21 protein-coding genes and 1 tRNA gene are annotated in these 25,708 nt (G+C 32.2%); 13 read left to right on the top strand and 9 right to left on the bottom strand.

Annotation, left to right across the window (positions count from 1 at the left end):
- Positions 1-40 precede the first annotated feature (40 nt).
- The 3 genes from ST1E_RS03170 to gltX form a co-directional block, all read right to left on the bottom strand.
- Positions 41-1,084: a ribonucleotide-diphosphate reductase subunit beta gene (locus ST1E_RS03170; protein ID WP_015389797.1), complete on the bottom strand. Its 1,044-nt coding sequence runs from the start codon at positions 1,082-1,084 to the stop codon at positions 41-43.
- A gap of 30 nt (positions 1,085-1,114) precedes the next feature.
- The gene (locus tag ST1E_RS03165) at positions 1,115-3,979 is read right to left on the bottom strand and encodes a ribonucleoside-diphosphate reductase subunit alpha (protein ID WP_015389796.1); all 2,865 of its coding nucleotides are present in this window, start codon (positions 3,977-3,979) and stop codon (positions 1,115-1,117) included.
- A 305-nt stretch (positions 3,980-4,284) separates the two neighbouring features.
- Positions 4,285-5,700, bottom strand: a complete 1,416-nt coding sequence (gene gltX, locus ST1E_RS03160; RefSeq protein ID WP_015389795.1) for a glutamate--tRNA ligase — start codon at positions 5,698-5,700, stop codon at positions 4,285-4,287.
- Positions 5,701-5,837: 137 nt separating this feature from the next.
- On the opposite strand from gltX, the gene ST1E_RS03155 reads away from it, so the two are divergent.
- Positions 5,838-8,258, top strand: coding sequence for a GNAT family N-acetyltransferase (locus ST1E_RS03155; RefSeq protein ID WP_015389794.1), 2,421 nt, complete (start codon positions 5,838-5,840; stop codon positions 8,256-8,258).
- Here ST1E_RS03155 and ST1E_RS03150 read toward each other — a convergent pair.
- Positions 8,255-8,908, bottom strand: coding sequence for an alpha/beta hydrolase (locus ST1E_RS03150; RefSeq protein ID WP_015389793.1), 654 nt, complete (start codon positions 8,906-8,908; stop codon positions 8,255-8,257). The two genes, ST1E_RS03155 and ST1E_RS03150, sit on opposite strands and share 4 nt — an antisense overlap.
- 201 nt (positions 8,909-9,109) lie before the next feature.
- Here ST1E_RS03150 and pmbA point away from each other — a divergent pair, with 201 nt between their 5' ends.
- The 5 genes from pmbA to erpA all read left to right on the top strand — a co-directional run bounded on the left by pmbA (position 9,110) and on the right by erpA (position 13,131).
- Positions 9,110-10,450: a metalloprotease PmbA gene (pmbA, locus tag ST1E_RS03145; protein WP_015389792.1), complete on the top strand. Its 1,341-nt coding sequence runs from the start codon at positions 9,110-9,112 to the stop codon at positions 10,448-10,450.
- 221 nt (positions 10,451-10,671) lie between these two features.
- A complete protein-coding gene (gene rplM / locus ST1E_RS03140; RefSeq protein ID WP_015389791.1) occupies positions 10,672-11,100 on the top strand; it encodes a 50S ribosomal protein L13 in 429 nt (142 codons plus the stop codon).
- Positions 11,101-11,109: 9 nt separating this feature from the next.
- Entirely contained in the window at positions 11,110-11,502 is a 393-nt protein-coding gene (gene rpsI / locus ST1E_RS03135; protein WP_015389790.1) for a 30S ribosomal protein S9, read from the top strand.
- 165 nt (positions 11,503-11,667) lie between these two features.
- Entirely contained in the window at positions 11,668-12,732 is a 1,065-nt protein-coding gene (argC, locus tag ST1E_RS03130) for an N-acetyl-gamma-glutamyl-phosphate reductase (RefSeq protein ID WP_015389789.1), read from the top strand.
- A gap of 42 nt (positions 12,733-12,774) precedes the next feature.
- Positions 12,775-13,131 carry an iron-sulfur cluster insertion protein ErpA gene (gene erpA / locus ST1E_RS03125; protein ID WP_015389788.1) on the top strand — a complete coding sequence of 119 codons (357 nt, stop codon included), beginning with the start codon at positions 12,775-12,777 and terminating at the stop codon, positions 13,129-13,131.
- Positions 13,132-13,163: 32 nt separating this feature from the next.
- On the opposite strand, the gene ST1E_RS03120 is transcribed toward erpA, so the two are convergent.
- Positions 13,164-14,429 carry a M23 family metallopeptidase gene (locus ST1E_RS03120; RefSeq protein WP_041185977.1) on the bottom strand — a complete coding sequence of 422 codons (1,266 nt, stop codon included), beginning with the start codon at positions 14,427-14,429 and terminating at the stop codon, positions 13,164-13,166.
- A 263-nt stretch (positions 14,430-14,692) separates the two neighbouring features.
- Here ST1E_RS03120 and tyrS point away from each other — a divergent pair, with 263 nt between their 5' ends.
- The 5 genes from tyrS (at position 14,693) to ST1E_RS03095 (ending at position 19,321) form a co-directional block, all read left to right on the top strand.
- Positions 14,693-15,919 (top strand): tyrosine--tRNA ligase, encoded by a 1,227-nt coding sequence (gene tyrS, locus ST1E_RS03115; RefSeq protein ID WP_015389786.1) that lies wholly within the window; start codon positions 14,693-14,695, stop codon positions 15,917-15,919.
- 202 nt (positions 15,920-16,121) lie between these two features.
- The gene (gene glyA, locus ST1E_RS03110) at positions 16,122-17,372 is read left to right on the top strand and encodes a serine hydroxymethyltransferase (RefSeq protein ID WP_015389785.1); all 1,251 of its coding nucleotides are present in this window, start codon (positions 16,122-16,124) and stop codon (positions 17,370-17,372) included.
- 29 nt (positions 17,373-17,401) lie between these two features.
- Complete coding sequence (gene ribD, locus ST1E_RS03105) at positions 17,402-18,544, top strand: bifunctional diaminohydroxyphosphoribosylaminopyrimidine deaminase/5-amino-6-(5-phosphoribosylamino)uracil reductase RibD (protein ID WP_015389784.1); 1,143 nt, start codon at positions 17,402-17,404, stop codon at positions 18,542-18,544.
- A gap of 18 nt (positions 18,545-18,562) precedes the next feature.
- Positions 18,563-19,198 (top strand): riboflavin synthase, encoded by a 636-nt coding sequence (locus ST1E_RS03100; RefSeq protein ID WP_015389783.1) that lies wholly within the window; start codon positions 18,563-18,565, stop codon positions 19,196-19,198.
- A 32-nt stretch (positions 19,199-19,230) separates the two neighbouring features.
- Positions 19,231-19,321, top strand: a tRNA-Ser gene (locus tag ST1E_RS03095).
- 15 nt (positions 19,322-19,336) lie between these two features.
- Here ST1E_RS03095 and ST1E_RS03090 read toward each other — a convergent pair.
- The 4 genes from ST1E_RS03090 to gloB all read right to left on the bottom strand — a co-directional run bounded on the left by ST1E_RS03090 (position 19,337) and on the right by gloB (position 24,290).
- Positions 19,337-21,187, bottom strand: a complete 1,851-nt coding sequence (locus tag ST1E_RS03090) for an ABC transporter ATP-binding protein (RefSeq protein WP_015389782.1) — start codon at positions 21,185-21,187, stop codon at positions 19,337-19,339.
- A 140-nt stretch (positions 21,188-21,327) separates the two neighbouring features.
- Positions 21,328-22,125, bottom strand: a complete 798-nt coding sequence (locus ST1E_RS03085) for an enoyl-ACP reductase FabI (RefSeq protein ID WP_015389781.1) — start codon at positions 22,123-22,125, stop codon at positions 21,328-21,330.
- Between the two features lie 61 nt (positions 22,126-22,186).
- Positions 22,187-23,476, bottom strand: coding sequence for a transglycosylase SLT domain-containing protein (locus tag ST1E_RS03080; protein ID WP_015389780.1), 1,290 nt, complete (start codon positions 23,474-23,476; stop codon positions 22,187-22,189).
- 13 nt (positions 23,477-23,489) lie between these two features.
- The gene (gene gloB, locus ST1E_RS03075) at positions 23,490-24,290 is read right to left on the bottom strand and encodes a hydroxyacylglutathione hydrolase (RefSeq protein ID WP_015389779.1); all 801 of its coding nucleotides are present in this window, start codon (positions 24,288-24,290) and stop codon (positions 23,490-23,492) included.
- Positions 24,291-24,499: 209 nt separating this feature from the next.
- Between gloB and rnhA the strand changes: the two genes are divergently transcribed.
- Positions 24,500-24,955 (top strand): ribonuclease HI, encoded by a 456-nt coding sequence (gene rnhA, locus ST1E_RS03070; protein WP_015389778.1) that lies wholly within the window; start codon positions 24,500-24,502, stop codon positions 24,953-24,955.
- A gap of 31 nt (positions 24,956-24,986) precedes the next feature.
- Entirely contained in the window at positions 24,987-25,685 is a 699-nt protein-coding gene (gene dnaQ / locus ST1E_RS03065; protein ID WP_015389777.1) for a DNA polymerase III subunit epsilon, read from the top strand.
- Positions 25,686-25,708 lie beyond the last annotated feature (23 nt).

Genomic DNA, 25,708 nt, shown 5'->3' with positions numbered 1-25,708 from the left:
TCTTCACTATTGAATCGCCTATGTCTATTAATCTAGTTCATTACTCCCAGGTCAAGGTGCCACCAGTTTGGTATTCTATTACACGAGTCTCGAAGAAATTACGTTCTTTTTTTAGATCCACCATTTCTGACATCCAAGGGAAAGGGTTAATTTCTTGCTCAAATAGCATGTCTAATCCTATCTGCTGAGCTCTTCTATTAGCAATGAATCTTAGATAAGATTTAAACATAGCGGCATTAAGACCTAATACCCCTCTAGGCATTGTGTCTTCTGCATAAGCATATTCTAGATCGACAGCTTTGTAGAATAGCGAAACTATTTCTTCTCGAAATTCCTGTGTCCAGAGTTGAGGGTTTTCCATTTTTATTGTATTAATTAGATCTATACCGAAGTTGCAGTGCATAGATTCATCCCGTAAGATATACATATATTGTTCAGCAGCTCCTGTCATTTTATTTTGCCTTCCTAAAGACAGAATTTGCACAAAACCGACATAAAAGAATAATCCTTCCATTAGGCAAGCAAATACTATTATAGATTTTAATAAAGTCTGATCTGTTTCTAACGTTCCTGTTTGAAATTTTTTATCTGATATGGCATCTATAAAAGGAATTAAAAATTCATCTTTTGCTCTTATAGATTCAATCTCATTATAAGCATTAAATATTTCAGATTCATCAAGATCTAAGCTTTCAACTATGTATTGATAAGCATGAGTATGAATTGCTTCTTCGAAAGCCTGTCTTAATAAGAATTGACGACATTCAGGAGCAGTTATGTGTCTATAGGTTCCAAGCACTATGTTATTAGCAGCTAAAGAGTCAGCAGTAACAAAAAAGCCCAAGTTTCTTTTTACGATTAGTCTCTCGTCATCTGTTAACCCATTTGGATTCTTCCATAATGCGATATCACGGGACATATTAACTTCTTGAGGCATCCAATGATTAGCGCATGAACTCAAATATTTTTCCCAGGCCCATTTGTATTTAAATGGAACTAATTGATTCACATCAGTCTTGCCATTTATTATTCTTTTTTCAGAGGCAATTACTCTCTTGGCTGCTGGATTTAGATTGTTTGTCATAATATATATTCCGTTATATAACAATAAATTTTATTGACAGACTTCACATTCTTGATCAGAACTGATGTTTATTTGACATGTCCTGGATCTATCTTCATTAATAATAACTGAATTTAATTCTCCACCTTGTCCTGTTGATTTCTCTGTGCTGGTTGCTCCCATAGCTCGTAGATAATATGTTGTTTTCAATCCACGTGTCCAAGCTAATTTGTATGTTTCATCTAACTTTTTTCCAGATGCGCCAGCCATATATATATTTAGAGACTGTGCTTGATCTATCCATTTTTGTCGACGCGAAGCACATTCTACTAGCCATTCTGGTTGAATTTCGAAAGCTGTTTTATATAAATCACGTATATTTTGTGGTATGCGATCAATGCGAGATAAACTACCATCAAAGTATTTTATATCAGAGACCATTACTTCATCCCAAATATTTAGTTTCTTTAAGTCATTAACTAGGAATTCATTAATGATAGTGAATTCACCTGATAGATTAGATTTAACATAGAGATTCTGGAATGTTGGTTCTATACTTGCAGATACCCCAATTATGTTTGATATTGTTGCTGTTGGTGCTATTGCTACGCAATTTGAGTTGCGCATACCGTGTTCTAATATGTGGTTTCTTAAGTACTCCCAGTCCAGTTGACTTGACTGGTCCATTTCAATATAACCTCCTCTTTCCTTTTCCAACATTTTTATTGTGTCTTGTGGAAGGATACCATGTGACCATAGAGAACCTTTAAATGAACTATACTTTCCTCTTTCTTTTGCTAAATTACTAGAAGCTAGGTAAGAATAGTAGCATATTGCTTCCATAGATTTGTCAGCAAAGTCTATTGCCTCATTTGAAGCATATGATATGCGCATCATATGTAAACAATCCTGGAATCCCATAATTCCTAGCCCAACAGGCCTATGTTTTTCATTTGATTGTTTAGCTTTTAATACTGCATAGTAATTTATATCGATAATGTTATCTAACATTCTCATTGCTATTGTAGTAGTTTTCTGTAATTTTTTTAGATCAAGTTCAAATGAGTTACTGTTTGATATCTTCATATGATTATTTAGATTTATAGAACCCAAATTACATACTGCTATCTCAGTCTCGTTTGTATTTAATGTTATTTCTGTACACAAATTAGAGCTATGGATTACACCTATGTGCTGCTGAGGAGATCTTACATTGCATGTATCCTTAAAGGTTATCCATGGATGGCCTGTTTCAAATAACATGGATAACATTTTTCTCCATAGAGATACAGCAGGGATTTTCTTGAATAGCTTTATCTCACCATTTATAGTTTTTGTCTCATATTTGTTATAAGCCTGCTCGAAGTCTTTTCCATACTTTTCATGCAGATCTGGGCAGTCAGATGGGGAAAATAAGGTCCAATCCTTATTTTCCATTACTCTTTTCATGAAGAGATCTGGTATCCAATTAGATGTATTCATATCATGAGTACGTCTTCTTTCATCGCCAGTATTTTTTCTAAGCTCTAAAAATTCTTCTATGTCCAAGTGCCATGTTTCAAGATAAGTGCACACTGCTCCTTTGCGCTTACCACCCTGATTAACAGCAACAGCTGTATCATTAACAACTTTTAGAAATGGAACTACCCCTTGACTTTCACCATTAGTTCCTTTTATATGACTTCTTAATGCTCGTACTGGCGTCCAGTCATTACCAAGACCACCAGCATATTTAGCCAATAAGGCATTCTCTTTTATAGACTCATATATGCCTTCCAGATTATCTGGAACTGTTGTCAGATAACAAGATGACATCTGAGCATGTTTTGTCCCTGAATTAAACAAAGTAGGAGTAGAACTCATAAAATCGAAAGAAGATAGAACATTATAGAATTCTATTGCCTTTTGGTTTTTATCTTGTTCCCTAATTGCTATTCCCATAGCAACTCTCATGAAAAATATCTGTGGAAGCTCTATACGTTTCCCATCTAAATGTAAAAAATATCGATCATACAGAGTTTGAAGTCCAAGATATTTAAAATTTAGATCTCTGCTAGCATCAATTGCGTTTCCTAGTAAATCTAAATCATAGTTTTCAAGGTCTGATGATAAAATCCCACCTTTTACTCCAAGTTTAATAAACTTAGTAAAATATTCGGAATAATTCTTATACATTTCCTCATGAGAGGTTTCTCTTCCTAAAACTTCTCTTCTTATTGTATGCAGTAGTATTCTAGCAGTTACGTAGTTATATGATGGTTCTTTCTCTATCTTTGCTCTTGTCGTTAGAATTATGGATTTAAACACTTCTTTAACAGGTATGCCGTCATATAAATTTTTAAGAGTTTCTTTGATAATTGTATTTATATCTTCTTCACTTATTGTATTTTCTAGTCCAGAAATTGACGATTTTATAATTGATTTTAGTGATGAAATCTTAATTGTAGTTAGTTGATTATTCTCTTTTACCCTTATAGAGCTTTCATCTTCATTTTCATTTTTTTTATCTATTATGGTTTTTGATAAAACTCTCTCTCTATTCCTCTTCTCCCTATACAGAACATAAGCTCTCGCAACATCTTGAAGACCGGATCTCATCAAAGATAACTCAACATGATCTTGGATATCTTCTATATGGAATGATCCGCCATCTGGTTTGTTGCGTACCAAAGCATATATAACCTGATCTGTAAGTTTCTCGATCAATTCTCTAGTACTAGAAGAAATTATGCCCTGTTCATTACGGACAGCTATGAATGCTTTAGTTATTGCAACATTAATCTTGCTCGGAATAAAGTCAACTACAGATCCATTACGTCGAATTACTTTATAATCTGACAATTTATCAATATTATTTTGTTGTTTTTTGCTTACAGCTGATGAGTCATCAGTTATAGAAATTACTGTTTTTTGCATGAGTAAATCCTAAATCAAGGCTTAATTTTAAGGTGCTTTAATCACACTGGATTTGCTAAGAATATTATATCTATTGTTATTAGAAACTAAGAAGAGATAGAATTTCAAACAGACCTAGAGGATCAAATTATAGAGGCAATAGGACAATTCTAGTTATTGATTGTCTAACTTACAAGAGAAAAATTTATTTATAAAATTGTCTCAATCTGTTTATTAAAAAGACATTTGACTACAACAAAATATTGTGCATCATAATGAATTACTGTCTCTATAAGTCGCTATATTTTGCATAAATTATTCTAGATTTAATTAACAAATGCTTTACTTAAACGACTAATTACTTTGTGCTTACCTAGCAAAAATAGCAATTTATTGATTGATGGAGTATTTACTTCTCCTGTTAAATATATTCTCAGTGGTAATGCTATTTGCTTCATGGTTATTTTATTTTCAGCGATTATAGTTTTAATGATTTTATCTATATTTTCTATTTTCCATTCTATTTTATCCGCCATGAAAATAAATTTACCTATAAGATGAATTGTTTGTTCATCAATATATTTATTTTTTAAATCATCTGTTATATCTACATCTTTTCTATAAAAAATCATTGCATTTTCAGCAAGTTGATTTAGATTCGTAGATCTTTCTTTAAAAAGATCTATTATGGCATTCAGATCGTTTTTATTTGTTTCATAATTACTATCTGCTATAAATGGCATTATCATACCTGCTAGAGAGTCGTTATCTTTATTCTTTATATAATAAGAATTAATCCAATCAAGTTTTTTAGGATCCCATTGTGACGGAGATTTGGACAGGTGTTTAATATCAAACCATGATACTAGTTGCTCTTTACTAAATATTTCATCATTATTATGACTCCATCCAAGTCGGGCTAAATAGTTAACCATTGCTTCAGGCAAGTATCCTTTGGACTTGTATTCCATAATATTCATGGCACCATGTCTTTTTGATAACTTCTCGCCATCTGTTCCTAATATCATAGGCAAGTGTCCATACTCAGGTATCTTTGAGTTCAATGCCTTTAATATATTAATTTGTCTTGGTGTATTATTAACATGATCATCGCCACGTAATACGTGAGATATTTCCATATCCAGGTCATCTATAGCAACACAAAAGTTATATGTAGGTGTGCCGTCAGAACGAGCTATTACTAAATCATCAAGTTCTTCATTCTTGAAACTGATCCTGCCCTTTACTAGATCATTCCATGAAACTATGCCAGTTGAAGGATTTTTAAAGCGTATTGTTGGATTACGATCTGTTGGTATTTTAGGCAATATTTTGTTGGGTTCTGGTCTCCATGTCCCATCATATTTTGGTTTAGTTCCGTTTTTTCTTGCCATTTCTCTCATTGTGTCGATTTCTTCTGCAGAGCTATAGCAGTAATAAGCATTGCCATCGGTTAGCATTTTTTTTAGCAATTCTTGATAACGTTCCATTCTTTGGGTTTGATAAATCACTTCTTCATCTGAGTCTATTCCCAACCAAGACATGCCATCTATTATTGATTTTATGGCTTCTTTAGTTGATCTCTTTATGTCTGTATCTTCTATGCGTAGTAAAAATATGCCGTTGTTATGTTTAGCAAAAGCCCAAGAAAACAAAGCAGTACGAGCCCCTCCTAAATGAAGAAACCCAGTTGGAGAAGGAGCAAAACGAACACGCACGGTATTATTATTGTATGAGTTCATATAAATAAATTAAATTGTTAAAATTGAACACTTGTTTTTATTAAATAAAAATATAATACATAGAAAACATTCATTATAATAACAGTAAATATTTCTATTTGTTTTATCTTATTTTTATTAGGGTATATTTTAAATTAATGTCAAGACACTTTCTTTCTTCTTTATTAGATCCATCTTCATTATTAATATGTACTGATAGAGAAATAAATAATATATCTTTACCGGATAATATAAAAAAGAATCTTATAGAGATTAAATGTATTAAAAATAAATATTTATCTATAAAATACTACAACAAACACAACATTCATATAGTAGATTTTGTAGATTTGATACTAGTTTGTGTCCCAAACATTATTTTGGAGGAAACTCTATATTTCTTAAAGCAGTTTAATCCAAGGTCTGCAATTATATTAAACCATGATGCATCAGTTTTATGCTCAGAAGATATAAAAAATTTATGCAAGAAGTGGGCTGGTGAATGTAAGTGTGAGCTATTAGGTCCAGATTCTTTTGGTATACAACGACCAAGTGCTTTTTTAAATCTAAGTCCTAATTTCCCTACAGTTGGATCGGGTAGAGTGGCTTTAATTTCTCAATCAAGGTCTATTGTATCAGTTATTATAGATTGGGCTACTGGTTCTAACATAGGATTTTCATTGGTTTTGTTTACTGGTAAAGAAACATCACTAAGTTTATCTAAAGTCATGGACTACCTAATTTGGGATTATTACACTGAGAGTGTTGTTCTATACTTAGAAAATATAGATAATGTTCGTGAGTTTATAAGTGCATTGAGGGCTTTAGCTAGAATAAAGCCAGTAATAGTAGTAAAAGCAGGTCATCATGATTATGACGATATAGTGTTTAGTGTTGTCATGCGTAGAACAGGTGCGGTCAGGATCAGATATTTCTCACAGTTGTTCTCTGCAGTTAAAATATTGGCTTATCCAAACAAATTAAATGGCAGGAAAATTGCGCTATTTTCAAATGGAACAGGCCCTCTTAAATTGGCTCTTGATACGATTTATGCCTCCCCGATGCTTCTGAAGAGTGACTTATCAGACAATATTATAAATTACATAAAACCATTGTTTGATAAAATATCAGTAGTTGATTCTTGTTCGGTTATAGTAGATAGATTTTTAAATAAAGATATTTTTGAAAATGTAATAAATTTATTCTTGTCTGATGATAACATAGATGGAATCCTAGTACTACTAGCTCCAGATTACTATTTAGATATGTTGCCTATAGTTGAAACGCTGATAAAAATAATATCTGAAGTAAAAAAACCAGTAGTAACTTGCTTAATGGGTGATATTGGAAAGAGACCTGAAGGACTTGGAACGTCTAGAATACCAATTTTTGGAACTCCTGAATCATCTGCTTATGCAATGAGTGTTTTAGCAGAACATTATTATAACCAGCAACTATTACTGCAAGTGCAGCCATCAATTCCGTTTTACCTATTACCAAACCTTGATGGTATAAGATCTTTATTCAGCTTTATTGTTTCAACAGGTAGGCATGTTTTAAACAAAGAAGAAATAAAAACAATGTTTAATGCATTTGACATAGAAATTAAATTTTCTTTAGAAGGAAAATTTTTAGCTGAATCTAGTGGTCCTATTGAGATAAGGATCTGGTGTGACAACATATTTGGTCCTGTTATACAACTTGGTAGTAGTATTATTAATAATAACTACGCTGATAATACCAGCCCTTTAAATATGGAAATACCACCTTTAAATAATTTTTTAGCAAGACAGCTTATAGAGAGAAGTAATATATTTTTTAATAAAAATACTTACAATAATCACTTTAGACTACTGCAGTTAATATTAGTACAGGTTTCCGAGATGCTTATAGCTCTCCCAGATATATATTCATTATCTTTAGGACCATTTTTTATTACAGACAATGAGATAGTTTCTGACAATGCAAAAGTAGAAATCTTTAAATATGGAAAAGATAATCTTAGAGATGTTGATTATCCACATATGGCTATTCATCCATACCCTTCTGATTTAGTAAAGACATGTTGCTTGAAAGATGGAACTGTATGTTTGGTTAGGCCAATACGACCCGAAGATGCAGAAATGTTGCAAGATTTCATTAGAGGGTTATCTGATAGATCTCGCTATATGAGATTTATTTCTGCAATGAGAGAACTAACCCCTAAAATGCTTTCGCACTATACTCAAATTGATTATCAACGAGAGTTGGCCTTAGTAGCAATTGTAAAAGAATCAGTTAATGATAAATATGTTAAGGATACAATGATTGGTTTTGTTCATTGTTTATGTAATGAAGATGGTTTAGGTGTTGAGTATGCTTTGGTTGTTGGTGACAAATGGCAAAGGCTTGGGTTAGGCAATAAACTTATGATTTATATGATAGATGCAGCAAAAAAGAGAGGTTTTAAATATATAGATGGTTTCGTTTTAAGCAATAACAGACCTATGCTTGCTTTACTAAAAGATCTTGGCTTTGTTAACAAAGTTAACCAGGAAGATAAGACAATACACAGAGTATATTTCAATCTGAATAATTAGTAGTTCTTGGTTACCATTTCTTTTATCTTTTTGCTTACATCTTTTAACTCATCTATGCAAATATTATGTTCAATGTTGTAGTTCTTAAATGTTACATTTCTATATCCATTTGTTCTTAATAATTCTATATATTTTTTCGGATAAGATGATGTAATAACTGAATCATTTACGCCATGACCAACAAAAATATCCAAGTCTAGATGATGATTTAATTTACTAATTAGATATTTTTGCGCTGGTAAGTAACCTGATAGGGCGATTATACCATTTATTTTTTCGGCTCTACTTAATCCAATATATAATGCTAGTGCACAACCTTGTGAGAAGCCGCCTAATATAATATTACTAGTTTTAATCCCTTTAGATTTTTCTTTGTTTATTAAATCATTCACAATACAAGCCGATTCTTCTATTCCAGAAATATCTTCATTTTCATCAATAACACTTGATTTTATATCGTACCACGCTCGCATTTTTAGACCATGATTTACTGATATATGCCTTTCAGGTGCATTAGGACATACAAATCGTATATTTAGGTCATGAATGTCTAGGTTATTTAAAATATCTAGACTATCTTGTGCATTCGCTCCTAATCCATGAAGCCATATTATGGTATGTGATGGTTTTGTACTAGTTTCTATTTCCATATTTCTTTCTTTTTTAGTTAACAGAAGTTAAAGATGACGCATTTAGTTGACGGTATATTTATTACACAATTAAATATTATTAGCTGTTATTATTTTAATATAAATTAGTAATACAAGATAAATATTTGCCAAGACTTATACTATAATACTCACATTAAGAGTTTTAGGTAATTTTTATTAAAGGCTGCTTCATTATAGGTTATGAATAAAAACAAAGAACATTTTCAAGAGATCATTGAAAGATCATTAAACAGTGCTAAGAAGCTTGGTGCTAGCCAATCATGCGCAGAAATCTCCGAAGGCAAGGGGTTGTCAGTTTCTGTGCGTAAGGGCAATGTAGAAACTATAGAAAAGTCACATGACAGGATGTTAAATGTAGTGGTTTTCGATGGAAAGAAGAGTGGATCAGCATCTACCTCCGATTTTTCTTTTGAGGCTTTAGGCAGAACAGTAGAGGCTGCTTGGCATATAGCAAAATATACTGCTAATGATGATGCTGCTGGTCTTCCTGATAAGAATTTATTAGCAAAAGAATCTAGAGATTTTAAGTTATATCATTTATGGTCCAAGTCTGTAGAAGAAATGACGTCTCTTGCTAAGCAAACAGAAGAAGCAGCTATGGGTTTTAATGGTAGTATAGTCAATACTGATGGATCATTTGCTAGCTCAAGCCAAAGTTATTCTTTATTAGGTAACACATTTGGATTTTTTGGTAGCAGAATGTATTCTCAGTATGGTTTGTCAGTTATGCCAATTGCTAGCGATAATAATGGCAATATGCAAAGAGATTATTGGTATGACTCTAACTGTAATCCGTTGAACTTGTCTGATCCAGTATATATTGGAAAATATGCTGCTGAACGTGCCATAGCCAGATTGTCTGCTCGTCGTATAGCCACAGGGAACTTCCCTGTTATTTTTGAAGCACCAGTAGCTTTAGGACTGATAGGTTCTTTTGTTCAAGCAGCTAGTGGTGGAGCTTTATATAGAAATGCTAGTTTTTTAACAGATTCTTTGGGCAAGAATATTTTTTCCGAGCATATAGATATTATAGAAGATCCTCATATAGATGGAGCTATGGGCAGTACATCTTTTGACTCTGAGGGTGTATCTACAACAAGGCGTTCTATTGTCTCAAAAGGTGTTCTTAATGGTTATTTTTTATCTTCTTACTCAGCTAGAAAATTAGGTTTATCTACCACTGGAAATGCAGGTGGATCTCATAATCTCCGTATGTTTTCTTCGAAAACAAAAGAAACGGATGATTTGAGATCGATGATAAAAAAAATGAACAAAGGTTTATTAGTAACTGAATTGATAGGTCAAGGCATTAATTATGTTACAGGGGATTATTCAAGAGGGGCCTTTGGATTCTGGGTAGAAAATGGTGAAATACAGCATGCAGTAGAGGAGATAACAATTGCTGGGAATTTAAGGGATATGTTTAAACAAATTCTTCTAGTTGGCTCTGATATAATTTCGAGAGGTACCAAAACAACAGGTTCAGTTTTGATAGAAAATATGTCAATTGCTGGCATATAAATTAATTGTCACATTAAATTTTATTGTATAAATGGTTTTTGATTGCAAATAGTATTATTTTGTGTGAAAATCAAAAGTTGGACCTTTTTAAGTATTGTACGGACGATTTATAACGTCTAGGCATGATTTATTTTACAGTTCACTGTTTTATATGATCTGTAAATTTTCAGTGGGTCTTGTTACCACCAGCTTTTTGCTGGATTTTTATACTAAGGATTGACATGAAAACCTTTGTGGCTAAACCGCATGAAGTTATGCGAAGCTGGTTTGTTATTGATGCCAAGGGAAAAATTCTGGGTCGTGTAGCCAGCGAAGTTGCACGCCTTTTGCGCGGAAAACACAAGCCTGAATTCACACCACACGTTGATACTGGCGATTTTGTTGTAATAATTAATGCGGCAGACATAGTAGTTACTGGCAATAAAGCTAGAGATAAAAATTATTATAGACATACTACATATCCAGGTGGGATACGTGAGATAAGTTTCGAAAAAATGCAACAGCGTTTCCCAGGCAGAGTAATTCAAAAGGCTGTTAAAGGTATGTTGCCTAAGGGGCCTTTAGGATATGCAATGATAAAGAAACTTAAGGTATATGCTGGCTCTGAGCATCCACATGCTGCGCAGCAGCCTATTGCTAGGGAATTCTAGGGAACGAGTATGATAGGGAATTGGAATTATGGAACTGGGCGACGTAAGACTTCTGTTGCCAGAGTTTTTATTAAAAAAGGTACAGGTAAAATCACGATTAATGGCAAATCATTAGATGATTTCTTTGCTCGTGAAACTGGTAGAATGATTGTTAAGCAACCGTTAGTAACTGTTGGGTATCTAGATTTCTTTGATATAAAAGCCAATGTTTATGGTGGCGGAGAAACAGGTCAAGCAGGTGCTGTGCGTCATGGTATTACTAGAGCTTTAGTAGACTATGATAAGGAACTTAAGCCCTCTTTGTCTAATGCTGGATTTATAACTCGTGACGCTAGAGAAGTTGAACGAAAGAAAGTTGGCTTACGAAAAGCACGACGCAAAAAACAATTTAGTAAACGTTAATCTAATACTCTACGGTCGTTATTAAACGACCGTTATTTTTTATATTAATTTATACTACACCTCATTAATTATAATTTTTATTATAGTTCAGTGAAATATTGTTTATTAGTATAAGCTACTATTAGCTTATAGAATATCTGCTTATTAATAGTTAATGGTTTTATTATGCACAATTATTTCAATAAAAAAATTAAAGTTGGTATAGTTGGTGGTACTGGTTATACTGGTGTAGAGTTGTTGCGTATATTAATACAACATCCTAATGTAGATTTAACAGTGATAACATCAAGAAAAGAATCAGGGTTATATGTTTCAGATTTATATCCTAATTTGCGAAACCATATTAGCCTTAAGTTTTCTTCATTAGACAATCCAGATCTAATGAATTGTGATGTTGTTTTTTTTGCAACTCCTCACGGCGTTGCTATGTCTCAAGCCAGAGATCTTTTAAAATCCGGGGTTAAAATCATAGATTTAGCTGCTGATTTTCGTATTAAAGATATAGATGTCTTTGAAAAATGGTATAAAATTGAGCACTCTTGCCCAGATATTTTGAAGACTTCAGAATATGGTTTAGTAGAATTAAATCGATCAAATATCGTTAAATCTAATGTAATTGGAAATCCAGGATGTTATCCTACTACTGTTATATTGGGATTGATACCATTACTAGATCAATCCATTCCGCTGATAGATGTAGATGATATAGTAGCCGATTGTAAATCAGGGGTGTCTGGCTCTGGAAAGAAATTAGAAGCCTCTGGATTATTTTCTGAGTCATCAGATAATTTTAAAGCATACAGCGTTTCTGGTCATCGTCATCATCCTGAAATTGTATCTCAGATAGAAAAAATATCAGGGAAGAAAGTTAATTTAACATTTGTTCCTCATTTGGTTCCAATGATTAGGGGTATGTTCTCTACAATATATGTAAAAATACTTCCACATGCTTTAGATATAGATTTTCAGGAATTATTTGTTAAGCGTTATGGATCTGAGCCATTTATAGATATTATGCCTTATGGATCTTTGCCAGAAACACGATCAGTTCGTTCTTCTAATAATCTTAGAATTGCTATTTATCGCCCAGGTAATAAAGATAGATTAATTATACTAGTCACACAAGATAATTTAGTCAAAGGAGCTGCAGGCCAGGCTGTGCAAAACATGAATTTAATTTTTAATATTAAAGAAACTATTGGCTTAGAATCTATAGCTATTTTGCCTTAGCTTGGATGTATGTTTATCTAAATTTTTAATAACGAGATATGTATGGATCATGATAAATTTGTTAGTAATACAGCTAAATTGATTTTTACTGAATCAGCTATTAACAAGGTAAGATCTCTTTTAGAAGAAGAATGTAACCCTGATTTGAAATTGCGTGTTTTTGTTCAAGGTGGTGGTTGTTCTGGAATTCAGTATGGTTTTACTTTCGATGAGTCTTACGACACTGAAGATACTATTATAGAAAAGGAAGGAACAAGTTTCTTGATAGATCCTGTGAGTTTACAATATTTATTTGGTGCTGAGATAGACTATAAAGATGATATTGAGGGATCGCAATTTGTTATTCGTAACCCAAATGCTGTTACAACTTGTGGGTGTGGATCTTCTTTTTCTGTGTAGAAAGTTGTTACTTCATTTATATGGCTACAGTCCTATTTGCTATAGGCAATTTTTATTGATTCTGTCTGTAATTTTTCTAAGAATCTCATTTGTTCTTTGTAAAACTCTACTTTGCTATTGAAGTTCTTTTGTATTGAAGCGTCTATCTTTTTTGATGTTGGTAGTTTTATAGATAATGGGTCAACAGGTTTGTTGTTTATTCTTAATTCATAATGTAAATGAGGACCTGTTGCCCATCCTGTAGAGCCAACGTAGCCTATTAACTGCCCCTGTGATACTTTTTTACCTTTGTGTATTTTTGGGTCAATTCTGCTTTGGTGAGCATATAAGGTTGAGTATTTATTAAAGTGTTTTAGAATGACTACTTTGCCATAACCATTTTGCCATCCAGAGAATTCTACTACTCCTTCAGCTGTTGCATATATAGGAGTACCTGTTGGAGCAACATAATCTACTCCTTTATGATCAACTATGGTTTTTCTTATGGGATGTACTCTTTTTCCAAAAGTAGAGCTTATACGACTAAATTTTATAGCGGAACGAAGGAATGTTTTTTTTAAGCTATCTCCATTAAAATTATAATATCCTCCTTCAATTTTTCTATCATCATCAAACCATATAGCATTATGCATTCTATCGTTGCTTTTAAATTCCAAAGCTAACACTTTACCTGATCCTAAGTAGAGACCATTATACATTTGTAATTCATAAATAACTCTAAACTGATCTCCAATGCGTATATCTCTTGGAAAATCTATCTTTGTGCTTAGTATATTAGTCATCTGAATTGTAATAAAATTAGGAATTCCAGCATGATCAGTTGCTTCAAAAAGTGATGATTTTATAACCCCGAATGCTACTCTAATTTGTCTTTCTGAGTAATTTGTTTTTTCACAAACAGAATAAGAGCACTCTTTGTTGGTAGCAATTTGTAAGTATTTGCATATGACTTGATCACTATTATTATTATAATAAGGAGTGTGCAAATAACGTAACCATATCAAATTTCCATTTAGATCAGTAGCAGCCTGTATTTGACGACCAGGCAGCAATTTACGAATACTATTAGTTTCAGTATTTTTTGCGATAAAATTTTGCAGTTTGTCTATATTTGTTACTCTTAGACGTTGTAGAATGCCTCTTAATGTATCTCCTTTTTTTACAATGGTTTCATTAATATAAGGAAGATTATCTTCATTTGTTTTTAAGATTCTATGCTCATAATCGAATAAAGATTGCTCGATTCGAAGAATTTTCGATTGTGGTAGGTCTGATTTATTTGTATTGCGTTTAAACATGTATAATGGAGTTGCGCAAAAAAAGCAAATAATATTATTATCGAGATAAGTCGACGCAAGAAAATGTTCATCATGTTTTTTTATTGTGATTTTATTTCGTTTATGAAATGAAATTGTTATGTAACAAAGCCTGCAGTTCATACAGCACATAATTCTAACAATGTGAATCTGCTTTTAATTACTATAAGTCTAGTAATTTCATTAAGTATTTCGATAGCATAGTCGATATTATAATTAATTTCACTAAAAGTACATTTTAAATTATGTTAAACAAAGAATACTACATTAGTCCAGACATTAGGTCAGAATTTTCTATTATAAAGAAAGGTTGCAGTGAGTTATTAGTAGAAGAGGAATTAATTAAAAAACTATTAAAAAATAAAAAAAATGGATGTCCATTACGAATAAAACTTGGTCTTGATCCAACAGCACCAGATATCCATTTAGGACATACTGTTGTGTTAAATAAACTTAAACAGTTACAGGATTTGGGCCATAAAATAATATTCCTGATAGGTGATTTTACAGCAATGATAGGAGATCCAAGTGGAAGAAAAGCAACACGTCCGTCTTTAGATTCTGAGCAGGTTGAATATAACGCTAAGACTTATTGTTCTCAGGCATATAAGATATTAAATCCTGATTTAACTGAAATTAGATACAATTCAGAGTGGTTTGATAAATTAGGATCAAGAGGAATAGTAAAACTATCAGCTAGTTGTACTTTGGCAAGGATTTTAGAAAGGGATGATTTCACAAAACGATTTAAAGCGAGAGAGCCGATCTCTATACATGAATTCTTATACCCAATAATGCAAGGATATGATTCAGTTGCACTAAAATCTGACATAGAGATAGGTGGCACTGATCAGAAATTCAATTTATTAATGGGCCGTGAATTACAAAGAGAAAATGATCAGGAACAGCAATCAATACTGACCATGCCTTTATTAGTAGGAATAGATGGAGTAGAGAAAATGTCTAAATCGAAGGGGAATTATATAGGTATAGAAGAGTCCTCAGATTCTATGTTTGGCAAGCTAATGTCTATTTCGGATAATCTGATGTGGCATTATTTCGATTTATTATCATTTCAATCTTCTATAGAGATAGATAAATTAAAGAAAAGCGTAGAAGAAGGTATGAATCCTAGAGATATAAAAGTTATCCTTGCCAAGGAAATAGTTACTAGATTTCATTCTGATAAGGAGGCAGAACAATCTCTTCTAAATTTCGAAAATTTATTTCGTAAAGGGGAAACTCCAAATGACTTATTAGAAATAAATCTTGGTTGTGCTCCTATGAATATAATTAGAATATTAAGGGATTCTGGTTTAGTCTCATCCACATCTGAAGCACAGCGAATGATAGAACAGAGAGGCGTAAAAGTAAATGGCAATAGAATTGAAAGCAAATCTTTACAATTATCTACAGGTGAATATACTATTCAAATAGGAAAAAGAAAATTCATTAAAGTTGTATTAACATAGTTTTGCTGAGAATCAGCTAATTCAGATTTTTATGTATTTAGTTGTAACCAGCCATATATTTATATTCAATAATATTTGCTATATTTGATCTAGTAAGACTATAGTTTACTAAGTAGATAAAGTCTTGATAGATTTGATAAAATTGCAGCAGTTTTTATTTTATAGTGTGTAGTTAGATTTCTGTTTCCCATAAGGAGCCATAATGCTTGAACAATTTAAAAGTATCGACCAAGTAGATCCAGATATATGGAAAGCTATCGAGAGAGAATCTGTTCGTCAGGAACAGCATATAGAATTGATAGCATCCGAGAACTATGCTAGTTTAGCCGTCATGCAAGCTCAGGGTTCTTGTTTAACAAATAAATATGCAGAGGGGTATCCTGGTAAGCGTTACTACGGTGGCTGTGAATATGTAGACGAAGTTGAGCAACTAGCTATCGATAGACTGAAGAAGATATTTGGAGCTGAGGTTGCTAATGTTCAACCTAATTCTGGATCACAGGCAAATCAAGGTGTTTACAATGCAGTTTTAAAGCCAGGGGACACTGTTCTTGGCATGAGTTTAGCCGAGGGAGGTCATTTAACTCATGGCTCTCCTGTTAATTCATCTGGCAAATTATATAACTTTATACCTTATGGTTTAGATGAGCATGAGGTTCTTGATTATAAAAATGTTGAGAAATTAGCTAAACAACATAAACCAAAGATGATCGTTGCAGGTGCTTCTGCTTATTCTTTACGTATCGACTTTAAGAAATTATCTGAAATAGCAGCTAGTAATGGTGCTCTTTTTATGGTTGATATAGCCCATTATGCCGGATTAGTTGCAGGCGGTGTTTATCCTAATCCTATGCCTTACGCTGATTTTGTTACCTCAACTACTCACAAATCTCTTAGAGGGCCAAGAGGTGGTGTTATTATGACAAAGTCAAAATTTGAGAAAATCATCAATTCTTCTATATTTCCAGGAATACAAGGTGGCCCTTTGATGCATGTTATCGCTGGGAAAGCTGTCGCGTTTCGTGAGGCTTTAGATCCTAAGTTTAAAATATACGCACAGCAAGTTGTTAATAATGCTAAAGTTATGGCTGATACTTTAATAAAAAGAGGGTTACGTATTGTGTCAGGCCACACAGAAAGTCATATGATGCTAGTAGATCTAAGATCTACTGGAATTAACGGAAAAGAAGCAGAAGCAGCTCTAGGTAGTGCTCATATTACTGTTAATAAAAATTCTATACCTAATGATCCAGAGAGTCCTTTTGTAACCAGTGGTATCCGTATAGGATCAGCTGCTATCACTACTAGAGGTTTCTTGGAGGCAGACGCTGAGCTTACCGCAAATTTGTTAGCTGATGTTCTTGATAATCATCAGGATATTGCTAGTTTATCTAAGATTCGTAATAAAGTTAATGAATTGACAGCTCGTCTGCCTGTATATAAGAATAAATAATTTATGTTATTAGTGTGTTTGTAAATGTCATGAGTCCTTTTCAAGAAGATGAGTTTTGGATGCTTGAAGCACTAAAGCTTGCAGATAAGGCCTCTTATAATACAGCCCCCAATCCTAGTGTTGGTTGCATTATCGTGAAGAATGGTGAATGTATTGGAATGGGGGCTACTAGGGCTGTAGGTGGTTTTCACGCTGAGGTGTGTGCACTTATAGACTCTGAGAAAAGAAATCAGAATGTAACAGGATCTACCTTCTATGTTACATTAGAGCCTTGTAGTCATTATGGAAGGACACCTCCTTGTGTCGACCAAATAATAAAAGCTGCTCCAGCCAGAGTTGTTGTATCTATGATCGATCCTAATCCTTTAGTAAGTGGAAGTGGAATAAAAAGATTGCGCTCATCTGGCATAGAAGTTTTGATTGGTGTTTGTCATAAAGAGGCATTATTGTTAAATATAGGTTTTATTAATAGAATGTTATATTCTACCCCCTGGGTTAGATTGAAGTCTGCTTCATCTATAGATGGCAGAACAGCTCTATATAATCATAAATCAAAATGGATTACATGTGAGGAGTCTAGGAAGGACGTTCACCATTGGAGGGCGCGCAGTAGTATCATACTAACAGGTATAGGAACTATATTACATGATAACCCACTACTGAATGTTAGATACGTAGATACTTCAAGACAGCCTTATAGGGCAGTTATAGATGATAAATTTGTAATAAGTGAGGATGCTAACATAATAGATGGCTCTAAGGTTTTTATATTTACTTCTATTGTTGATAAGGAAAAAGAATATAGGTTGGCAGAGAAAAATGTTGACGTAGTTTTATTACCAGATGAAAAAGTTGCAGGTCGTGTTGATTTATCGCTTGTTATGAGATGGTTGTCTGATAAATGCTTTAATGAGGTTCATGTAGAAGCAGGAGCAGGTCTGAATGGCAGATTGCTTTCAGGACATTGTGTAGATGAATTAGTTATATACATAGCTCCTATTTTTTTGGGTGATGCTTTCCCGATAGCTAAATTACAAAATATTTCTAACTTGGAAGATGCCTTGAGATTTTCTATCTTTGATAATGCTACTATTGGTTCTGATTTGAGAATTAGGATTCATAAGAATAGCAAATGGGATTATTTATTTAAAAAAACATCTAGAATTATTTAAGTTTTATAGAGTAAGCAAATGTTCACTGGAATTGTTAGAGATATAGGAAGGATTGCTGATATAAAAGATTTATCAGATTCTTACGGCAAATTGTCAGGATTGACTTTATGTATAGAACCAAGCAATTTGAAATTAGAAAATATTAAGCTTGGTGATTCCATAGCAGTTAATGGGGCGTGCATGACTGTAGTGGATATTTGTCAAAAATATTTTTATATTGATGTATCGTCAGAGAGCCTTAGTTGTACAACTGGCTTAAATAATTTAAATGCTATGGTTAATTTGGAAACCTCTTTAACCATCAATAATGGTATTGATGGACATCTTCTTTATGGCCATGTTGACTGCATAGGAAAAGTGGATAAGTTTTCATCTGTAGGTGAGTCTAAAGAGTTGTTTATTAGTTTACCCATAGATTTTTCAAAATTTGTTGCCTATAAAGGATCAATAGCTGTAAATGGTGTGAGTTTAACTATTAACAAAGTTGTCGATAAAACTTATACTTGTCTAATAAAGATTAATGTTATACCTCATACTATGAAAGAGACTAATTTGAAATTTATTAAAGATGGAGATTTAGTTAATATCGAAATAGACACAATCGCAAGGTATATTGTAAGAATGATGGAGTATTACACAGTCAAAAATCAATAATTCTGTTATACTATTATAATTAGAAAATTGCAGGACAGGTGGCCGAGTGGCTGAAGGCGCACGCCTGGAAAGCGTGTATACGTTTCTAGCGTATCGGGGGTTCGAATCCCCCTCTGTCCGCCATGCATACTAAGTATTTTACTTGATGAAACCACCTGTCTGGTGGTCCCAAAGTGTTTTATACAAACCATTACGCGATATTAGTTCTTTATGCGTCCCTGTTTCTATAATTTTCCCCTTTTCTATTACTATTAGTCTATCCATACGAATTATAGTCGAGAGTCTATGTGCTATAGTAATAACTGTTTTACCATGCATGATGCTTTCTAGATTTTCTTGTATTATAGATTCTATTTCAGAATCTAAGGCCGAAGTAGCTTCATCAAGTAATAATATAGGAGCATTTTTTAATAAAACACGGGCTATAGCTACTCTTTGCTTTTGCCCTCCTGATAATTTTACACCTCTTTCTCCGACTGTGGCATTGAGACCTATAAAACCTTTGTGATCCACTACATTCATAAGAAATTCATTCATTTTTGACTTGTTTAGGACTTCTTGCAAGTGGTTGTTTGATACTGAGTCATCTCCACAAGTTAAATTGTCCTTAATAGATCTGTTAAGTAAAGAGATATCTTGTGTTACAACTCCAATCTTTGCACGCAAACTTTCTTGTGTTACTGAAGAAATATCTTGATCATCAATGTATATTTTGCCAGAATCCAATTCATACAATCTAAGTAATAAGTTCATTATAGTTGATTTTCCAGCGCCAGAAGGACCAACTATACCTATTTTCTCCTTTGGTTTTACTATTAGATTGAAACTTGATATAACGTCATTACTATTTTTGTTATATTTGAATTCAACAGATTCAAATTTAATGGAACCACTTGTTACATTTAATATTTTTGCAGACTCTTTGTTTTTTATTTCTACAGGCTTAGAGATAGTCTCAATCCCATCCTGTACTATACCTAAGTTTTCAAAAATACTATTTACAACCCAAATTATCCAACTAGACATATTATTTATTCTTATTACTAACCCAGTAGCTAATGTAATTGATCCTATAGATATAATACCATTACTCCATAACCACAGTGATAGGCCAGTTGTAGATGCAATAAGTATTCCATTTATAAAGGTTAATAACGTGTCTATCTCGGTTATTAGTCTTAATACGGATTGATGTTTATGCATTTGCATTTCTATAGCTTCTTTCCCATAACCTTCTTCTTTATTAGAGTTAGAAAATAGCTTAAGTGTGATTATATTCGTATAACAATCTACTATTAACCCCATTAGCTTAGATCGAGCTTCTGAAGATGATATTGCCATAGATCTTATTTTAGGTATGTAGTAAAACAGCATTAGTATGTAAATTATCATCCATAGTGTTAATGGTAGTATTAGATGCCAATCAGCTTGCAGGAATAAGAACATGGCACTTCCAGCATATATTAATATGTGCCATATGGCTTCTATCATTTGTAGAGAGGAATCTCTTAGTGCACCACCTGTTTGTATTACACGATTAGCTATTCTTCCTGCTAGATCATTATGGAAAAAATTTACACTTTGTTTAAGAATATATTTATGATTTTGCCATCTTATCATAGCTGATAAGTTTGCAGTTATTGTTTGATGAGTTAATAAATTATGTAATCCAAACAATAATGGTCTTGCTATCACAATAACAGATGCCATTATAGCTAATTGTTTTATATTATTTTTAAATATGTCTCTAGGGTTTGTTGTTTGAGCCATGTCTATTATTTTAGCAATATATTTAAATAGAGCTACCTCGACTAGAGCAACAAACAATCCTACTATAAGTAGTATAAATAATACGATCCATATTTGTCTTAGGTAGTGAAAATAAAATTCAGACAATTTACCAGGAGGAATCTCTTCTGACGGATCTTTAAATGGATCAATAATTTTTTCAAAATAAGAAAAAATAGAAAAAGATTTACCATCAGACATATTCTCTCCTTAAAAATATTACAATAGTAAAATTCATATAAAGTAATTAATTTATTATATTTATTGAATAAGGCACAAATACTCCCAAATTATTATAATTCAGGAATACAATTGTCCTCGATAACAATAATCTTGTAGTTTTATATAATGTTATTATTTTTTGGGATTCCAACTACGGAAGAAAAACCAACATCAACATGTATTATTTCACCTGTTATTCCGGAGGACAGGTCAGATAGTAAGAATGCAGCCGTATTACCTATTTCCTCAATAGTTACATTTCTTTTTAGAGGAGCAACATCCTTTACAAAATTTAATATGTTTGAGAAATCTTTTATTCCGCTTGCTGCAAGTGTTTTAATTGGTCCCGATGAAATTCCGTTAACCCTAATGTTTAGATCTCCTAAATCACTTGCTAAATATCTAACGCTTGATTCTAATGATGCTTTTGCCAAACCCATTAAATTATAATTAGGAACATATTTTTCTGCACCAACATAACTCATTGTAATAATAGAAGATTTTCTATTACTCATTAATGGCAACAATGATTTAGTTATGGCTGGTAAGCTATACACTGAAATATCGTGTGCTATGGCGAAATTTTCTCTAGTTATTCCACTCAAAAATTTTCCAGAAATAGCCTCTTTCGGAGCAAAACCAATAGAATGCACTAATCCATCTAAATGCTCCCATTTACTTGAAATTTCTTCAAAGAGGTTTTTTATTTGATTATCATCACTTACATCACATGGTATACAAATTTTGCTGTGGAATTTTTCTGCTATATCTTTTACTCTACTCTTGAATCTTTCATTTGCATAAGTAAAAGCTAAGTCCGCTCCTTGTTTCTTGCATGATTCTGCTATCCCGTATGCTATGGATCTATTTGAAATAACACCTGTTATTAAAATTTTCTTATTTTTTAGAAAACACATTTTTCTTTCTCCATTCTTAATCTGCAGATTAATTGCAATTTTTATAATAATACAAGAAGGTTTATTTCTTATTAAAGGGTACCATTATTTTTGACCCAGATACTATTTTATCGTTTTTTAATTTGTTTATTTTAATAAGATTGTTTAGGGTAGTGTTATGTTCTTTAGCTATTTTCAATAATGTATCACCAGTTTTTATTTCATATTCTATTAGATTTGATGTTATACAATTATTTTTGATATTATTTTTAATTTTATCAGTTGGGATTAGTAGTATTTGTCCAGAAGTAACTTTTTGTTTATGTATTATATGATTAGATTTCCTAAGATCTGCTTCTGATATTCCAAAATGTTCAGCTATAGAGGCGAATGTTTCTCTGTTTTTTGATTTATAAATTTTCCAATTACTCAAGTTTCCTTTGAATAATTTTAGATTATTGTGAAAGGTATCTATAGTATCTATTGGCAGTAGAATTGTTTGTGAGTAAGGTCCTTTTATTATTGGTCTATTATAGGATGGATTAAGAGCTTTGAATTCTTCTAAAGATATCTCTGCCAATTTGGCAGCTATTTCGATATCTATATCTTTATTTCTTTTTACGCTGCTAAAATATGGTTTATTGCTCACTTTAGGTAGCTTAATACCAAATTTTTCTGGATTTTTGATAATAGTTTTTATAGCTTGTATCTTTGGTACGTAATTTCTAGTTTCTTCTGGGATTTTAAGGGATGAGTAGTTTATAGGTAATCCTAGCTTCTTATTTCTTGCTATAGCTTTTTGAATAGTTGATTCTCCACAATTATATGATGCTAATGCAAGATGCCAATTTCCCTGTGTCTTATAAAGTTTCTCTAGGTAATCTAGAGCTGCATATGTAGATATGACAGGATCTCTTCTTTCGTCGCACCACCAATTTTGTTTCAATTTAAAATGTTGAGCGGTTTTTGGAACAAATTGCCATAGTCCAGATGCTTGATTTTTTGATATAGCACTAGGGTTATATGCACTTTCTATGAAAGGTATTAATGCTAATTCAGTTGGCAAGTTTCTTCTGGTTATTTCTTCTATTACAAAATATAGATACTTGCTAGATCTTTCTGCTATCTTTCTTATTGATTCTGGATGTGAAGCATAATATTTTATCCATTGCTTTGAAAGTTCTGTATTTAGATTTGGCATTTGGAATCCTTTTCTCATCCTATCCCAAGCATCCAATGGCTTACTATCTCTTTTTAATATTGCAGATTTTATATTATGGAAATCATTACTTTGGAAACCGGCAGATACAGACGTACAGCCTGTCATTAAGGCTATACATAATAATATACAATAAGCTTTCAGATAGGGCATATATGATATATTTTTATCTAAGTTCATTTTTCCATTTACGCAATACTGTAAAAACTTCCAAGGGAGATTTTAGATTTTTACCAAAATACAATGATGTAGATTTAATAATATCAGGATGACTAGTTCTTAAAAAAGGATTAATAGCTAACTCTTTATATATAGAAGAAGGTAATGTAGGATAATCAAGTTCATGCAGCATTCTTATTGTCTTGTAGTACTCTTTTAATTCTATGTTATTACTATCTACTGTTATAGCCCAGCTTAAATTTTGTAAAGTATATTCATGTGCACAAAAAACCATTGTTTCTAGAGGTAAATTTGATATTTTCTTTAATGATAAAAACATATTCTCTGCGCAATTATCATTATATAATCTGCCACATCCCCCTGAGAATAATGTATCTCCACAAAATATTATCTTTTTATTTTTCTCGTAATAAGCTATATCATTCAATGTATGACCAGATACATTGAATGCAGTTAAAGATATTTCTAATTCCGGTATACATATAGTATCATTTTCATAAACATTTTTATTACATAAGGATATGGTTTTGTGGTATGGGCCATAAATTGGGAATTGATATTCTGTATTACCAGATAATTTTTTGATGCCAGCAGTGTGATCTTCATGGTAGTGAGTGATCAATATGGCACAGATTCTTAAAGAATATTTATTAACAAAATCTAATACTGGCTTATATTCTCCTGGGTCAACAATAACGATTGAATGATTTTTTACTATTACCCATATATAGTTATCTTTGAGTGATTTTATAGGAAATATTCCATTTTTTATTTGTTTTTTATTCATGTGTTCAATTATGAATATAGGTTAGTATTGTTTTATAAATTAGAATATATTTTATTGGTTATAATGTAAATTTAATGCAAAATATACTATATGTAGCTTGTTATTAATAGTTGTTATTGAGACTTATGTTAAGAATATAATTGTTCTATGGATAACATAAAGTATAAAGTGTTTTTTATTTAATTGATAGGTATTTTATTTATTAAATTATGAATAGTTGCGGCAAGATTGAATTATGGACAGATGGTGCTTGCAAAGGAAACCCAGGACCAGGAGGTTGGGGTGTAATGATAATTTATCCAGATGGTAAGAGGGTTGACTTATATGGTGGAGAAAATAATACTACAAATAATAGGATGGAGCTATTAGCCGTAATTCAGGGTTTAAAAAAAGTGAATAAAGAATTTATGGATGTAGATATATATACAGATTCTAAATATGTAATAAATGGCATGACGAAATGGGTTAATAATTGGAAAAGAAATAATTGGCGTACTGCTGCAGGTAAAGAAGTAAAAAATATTGATTTATGGAAAAGTTTATGTGATCAAATTATTTCTTGCAACGTGATGTGGTATTGGATTGAAGGACACTCTAATATTGAAGGCAATGATATTGCTGATAGATTAGCTAATACTGGTGTATCTAGTTTGTTTGTTGAATAATATAGTCTTAATTAAATATTAAAGTTCTATTATGCGTCAGATTGTTTTTGATACCGAAACTACAGGTATCGATCCTACTAAAGGTCATAGAGTTATAGAAATAGGATGTGTAGAAGTTATTGATCGTGCTATAACGGATAATTATTTTCACGTTTATATCAACCCAGATAGAGATATTGATCCTGGTGCATTGTCTGTGCACGGGTTAACTGTAAATTTTTTATCTGATAAGCCTAGATTTAAATCCATAGTTAATGATTTTATAGAATTTATAAGAAATGCCGAACTAATAGCTCACAATGCATCTTTTGACGTAAGATTTATTGATAGTGAGCTTAGTATGGCAGGCTTTGAATCATTAATATCTTACTGTTCAGGAATCATAGACTCATTAGATCATGCTAGAAAACTACGTCCTGGAAAGCGTAATTCTTTAGATGCATTATGTGATTTCTATAATATTTCTAATAAAGATCGAGCTCTACACGGAGCATTGCTAGATGCCAGACTTCTAGCTAATGTTTGGTTATCTATGACACGTGGCCAAGATGAGTTAATGATTAATAACAAGACAAATTCCTATTTAAGAAAGAATGAGTATATTAATAATAACTTGTATCTAAATTTACCTATCTTAAGGGCTACAAATGAAGAGCAAAAGGAGCATAATAAATATATAGAAGAATTGCAAAAACATCAAAAAAACGACAAAAAATCTATATGGCCATAATTGGCCATAATAAATCTTAAAGA

The organism is Candidatus Kinetoplastibacterium galatii TCC219 (assembly GCF_000340905.1).
Taxonomy (GTDB): domain Bacteria; phylum Pseudomonadota; class Gammaproteobacteria; order Burkholderiales; family Burkholderiaceae_B; genus Kinetoplastidibacterium; species Kinetoplastidibacterium galati.
This window is presented reverse-complemented; position numbering and strand designations above follow the sequence as displayed.

Coding starts and splice junctions, on each gene's coding strand:
- gloB (WP_015389779.1), bottom strand. CDS start 24,290: ATGAATAAAAAACAAATAAAAAATGGAATATTTCCTATAAAATCACTC.
- pmbA (WP_015389792.1), top strand. CDS start 9,110: ATGAATAAAAACAAAGAACATTTTCAAGAGATCATTGAAAGATCATTA.
- ribD (WP_015389784.1), top strand. CDS start 17,402: ATGAGTCCTTTTCAAGAAGATGAGTTTTGGATGCTTGAAGCACTAAAG.
- ST1E_RS03165 (WP_015389796.1), bottom strand. CDS start 3,979: ATGCAAAAAACAGTAATTTCTATAACTGATGACTCATCAGCTGTAAGC.
- ST1E_RS03080 (WP_015389780.1), bottom strand. CDS start 23,476: ATGCCCTATCTGAAAGCTTATTGTATATTATTATGTATAGCCTTAATG.
- rplM (WP_015389791.1), top strand. CDS start 10,672: ATGAAAACCTTTGTGGCTAAACCGCATGAAGTTATGCGAAGCTGGTTT.
- ST1E_RS03170 (WP_015389797.1), bottom strand. CDS start 1,084: ATGACAAACAATCTAAATCCAGCAGCCAAGAGAGTAATTGCCTCTGAA.
- rnhA (WP_015389778.1), top strand. CDS start 24,500: ATGAATAGTTGCGGCAAGATTGAATTATGGACAGATGGTGCTTGCAAA.
- ST1E_RS03090 (WP_015389782.1), bottom strand. CDS start 21,187: ATGTCTGATGGTAAATCTTTTTCTATTTTTTCTTATTTTGAAAAAATT.
- dnaQ (WP_015389777.1), top strand. CDS start 24,987: ATGCGTCAGATTGTTTTTGATACCGAAACTACAGGTATCGATCCTACT.
- ST1E_RS03085 (WP_015389781.1), bottom strand. CDS start 22,125: ATGTGTTTTCTAAAAAATAAGAAAATTTTAATAACAGGTGTTATTTCA.
- gltX (WP_015389795.1), bottom strand. CDS start 5,700: ATGAACTCATACAATAATAATACCGTGCGTGTTCGTTTTGCTCCTTCT.
- ST1E_RS03120 (WP_041185977.1), bottom strand. CDS start 14,429: ATGTTTAAACGCAATACAAATAAATCAGACCTACCACAATCGAAAATT.
- argC (WP_015389789.1), top strand. CDS start 11,668: ATGCACAATTATTTCAATAAAAAAATTAAAGTTGGTATAGTTGGTGGT.
- ST1E_RS03155 (WP_015389794.1), top strand. CDS start 5,838: ATGTCAAGACACTTTCTTTCTTCTTTATTAGATCCATCTTCATTATTA.
- glyA (WP_015389785.1), top strand. CDS start 16,122: ATGCTTGAACAATTTAAAAGTATCGACCAAGTAGATCCAGATATATGG.
- tyrS (WP_015389786.1), top strand. CDS start 14,693: ATGTTAAACAAAGAATACTACATTAGTCCAGACATTAGGTCAGAATTT.
- ST1E_RS03150 (WP_015389793.1), bottom strand. CDS start 8,908: ATGGAAATAGAAACTAGTACAAAACCATCACATACCATAATATGGCTT.
- ST1E_RS03100 (WP_015389783.1), top strand. CDS start 18,563: ATGTTCACTGGAATTGTTAGAGATATAGGAAGGATTGCTGATATAAAA.
- rpsI (WP_015389790.1), top strand. CDS start 11,110: ATGATAGGGAATTGGAATTATGGAACTGGGCGACGTAAGACTTCTGTT.
- erpA (WP_015389788.1), top strand. CDS start 12,775: ATGGATCATGATAAATTTGTTAGTAATACAGCTAAATTGATTTTTACT.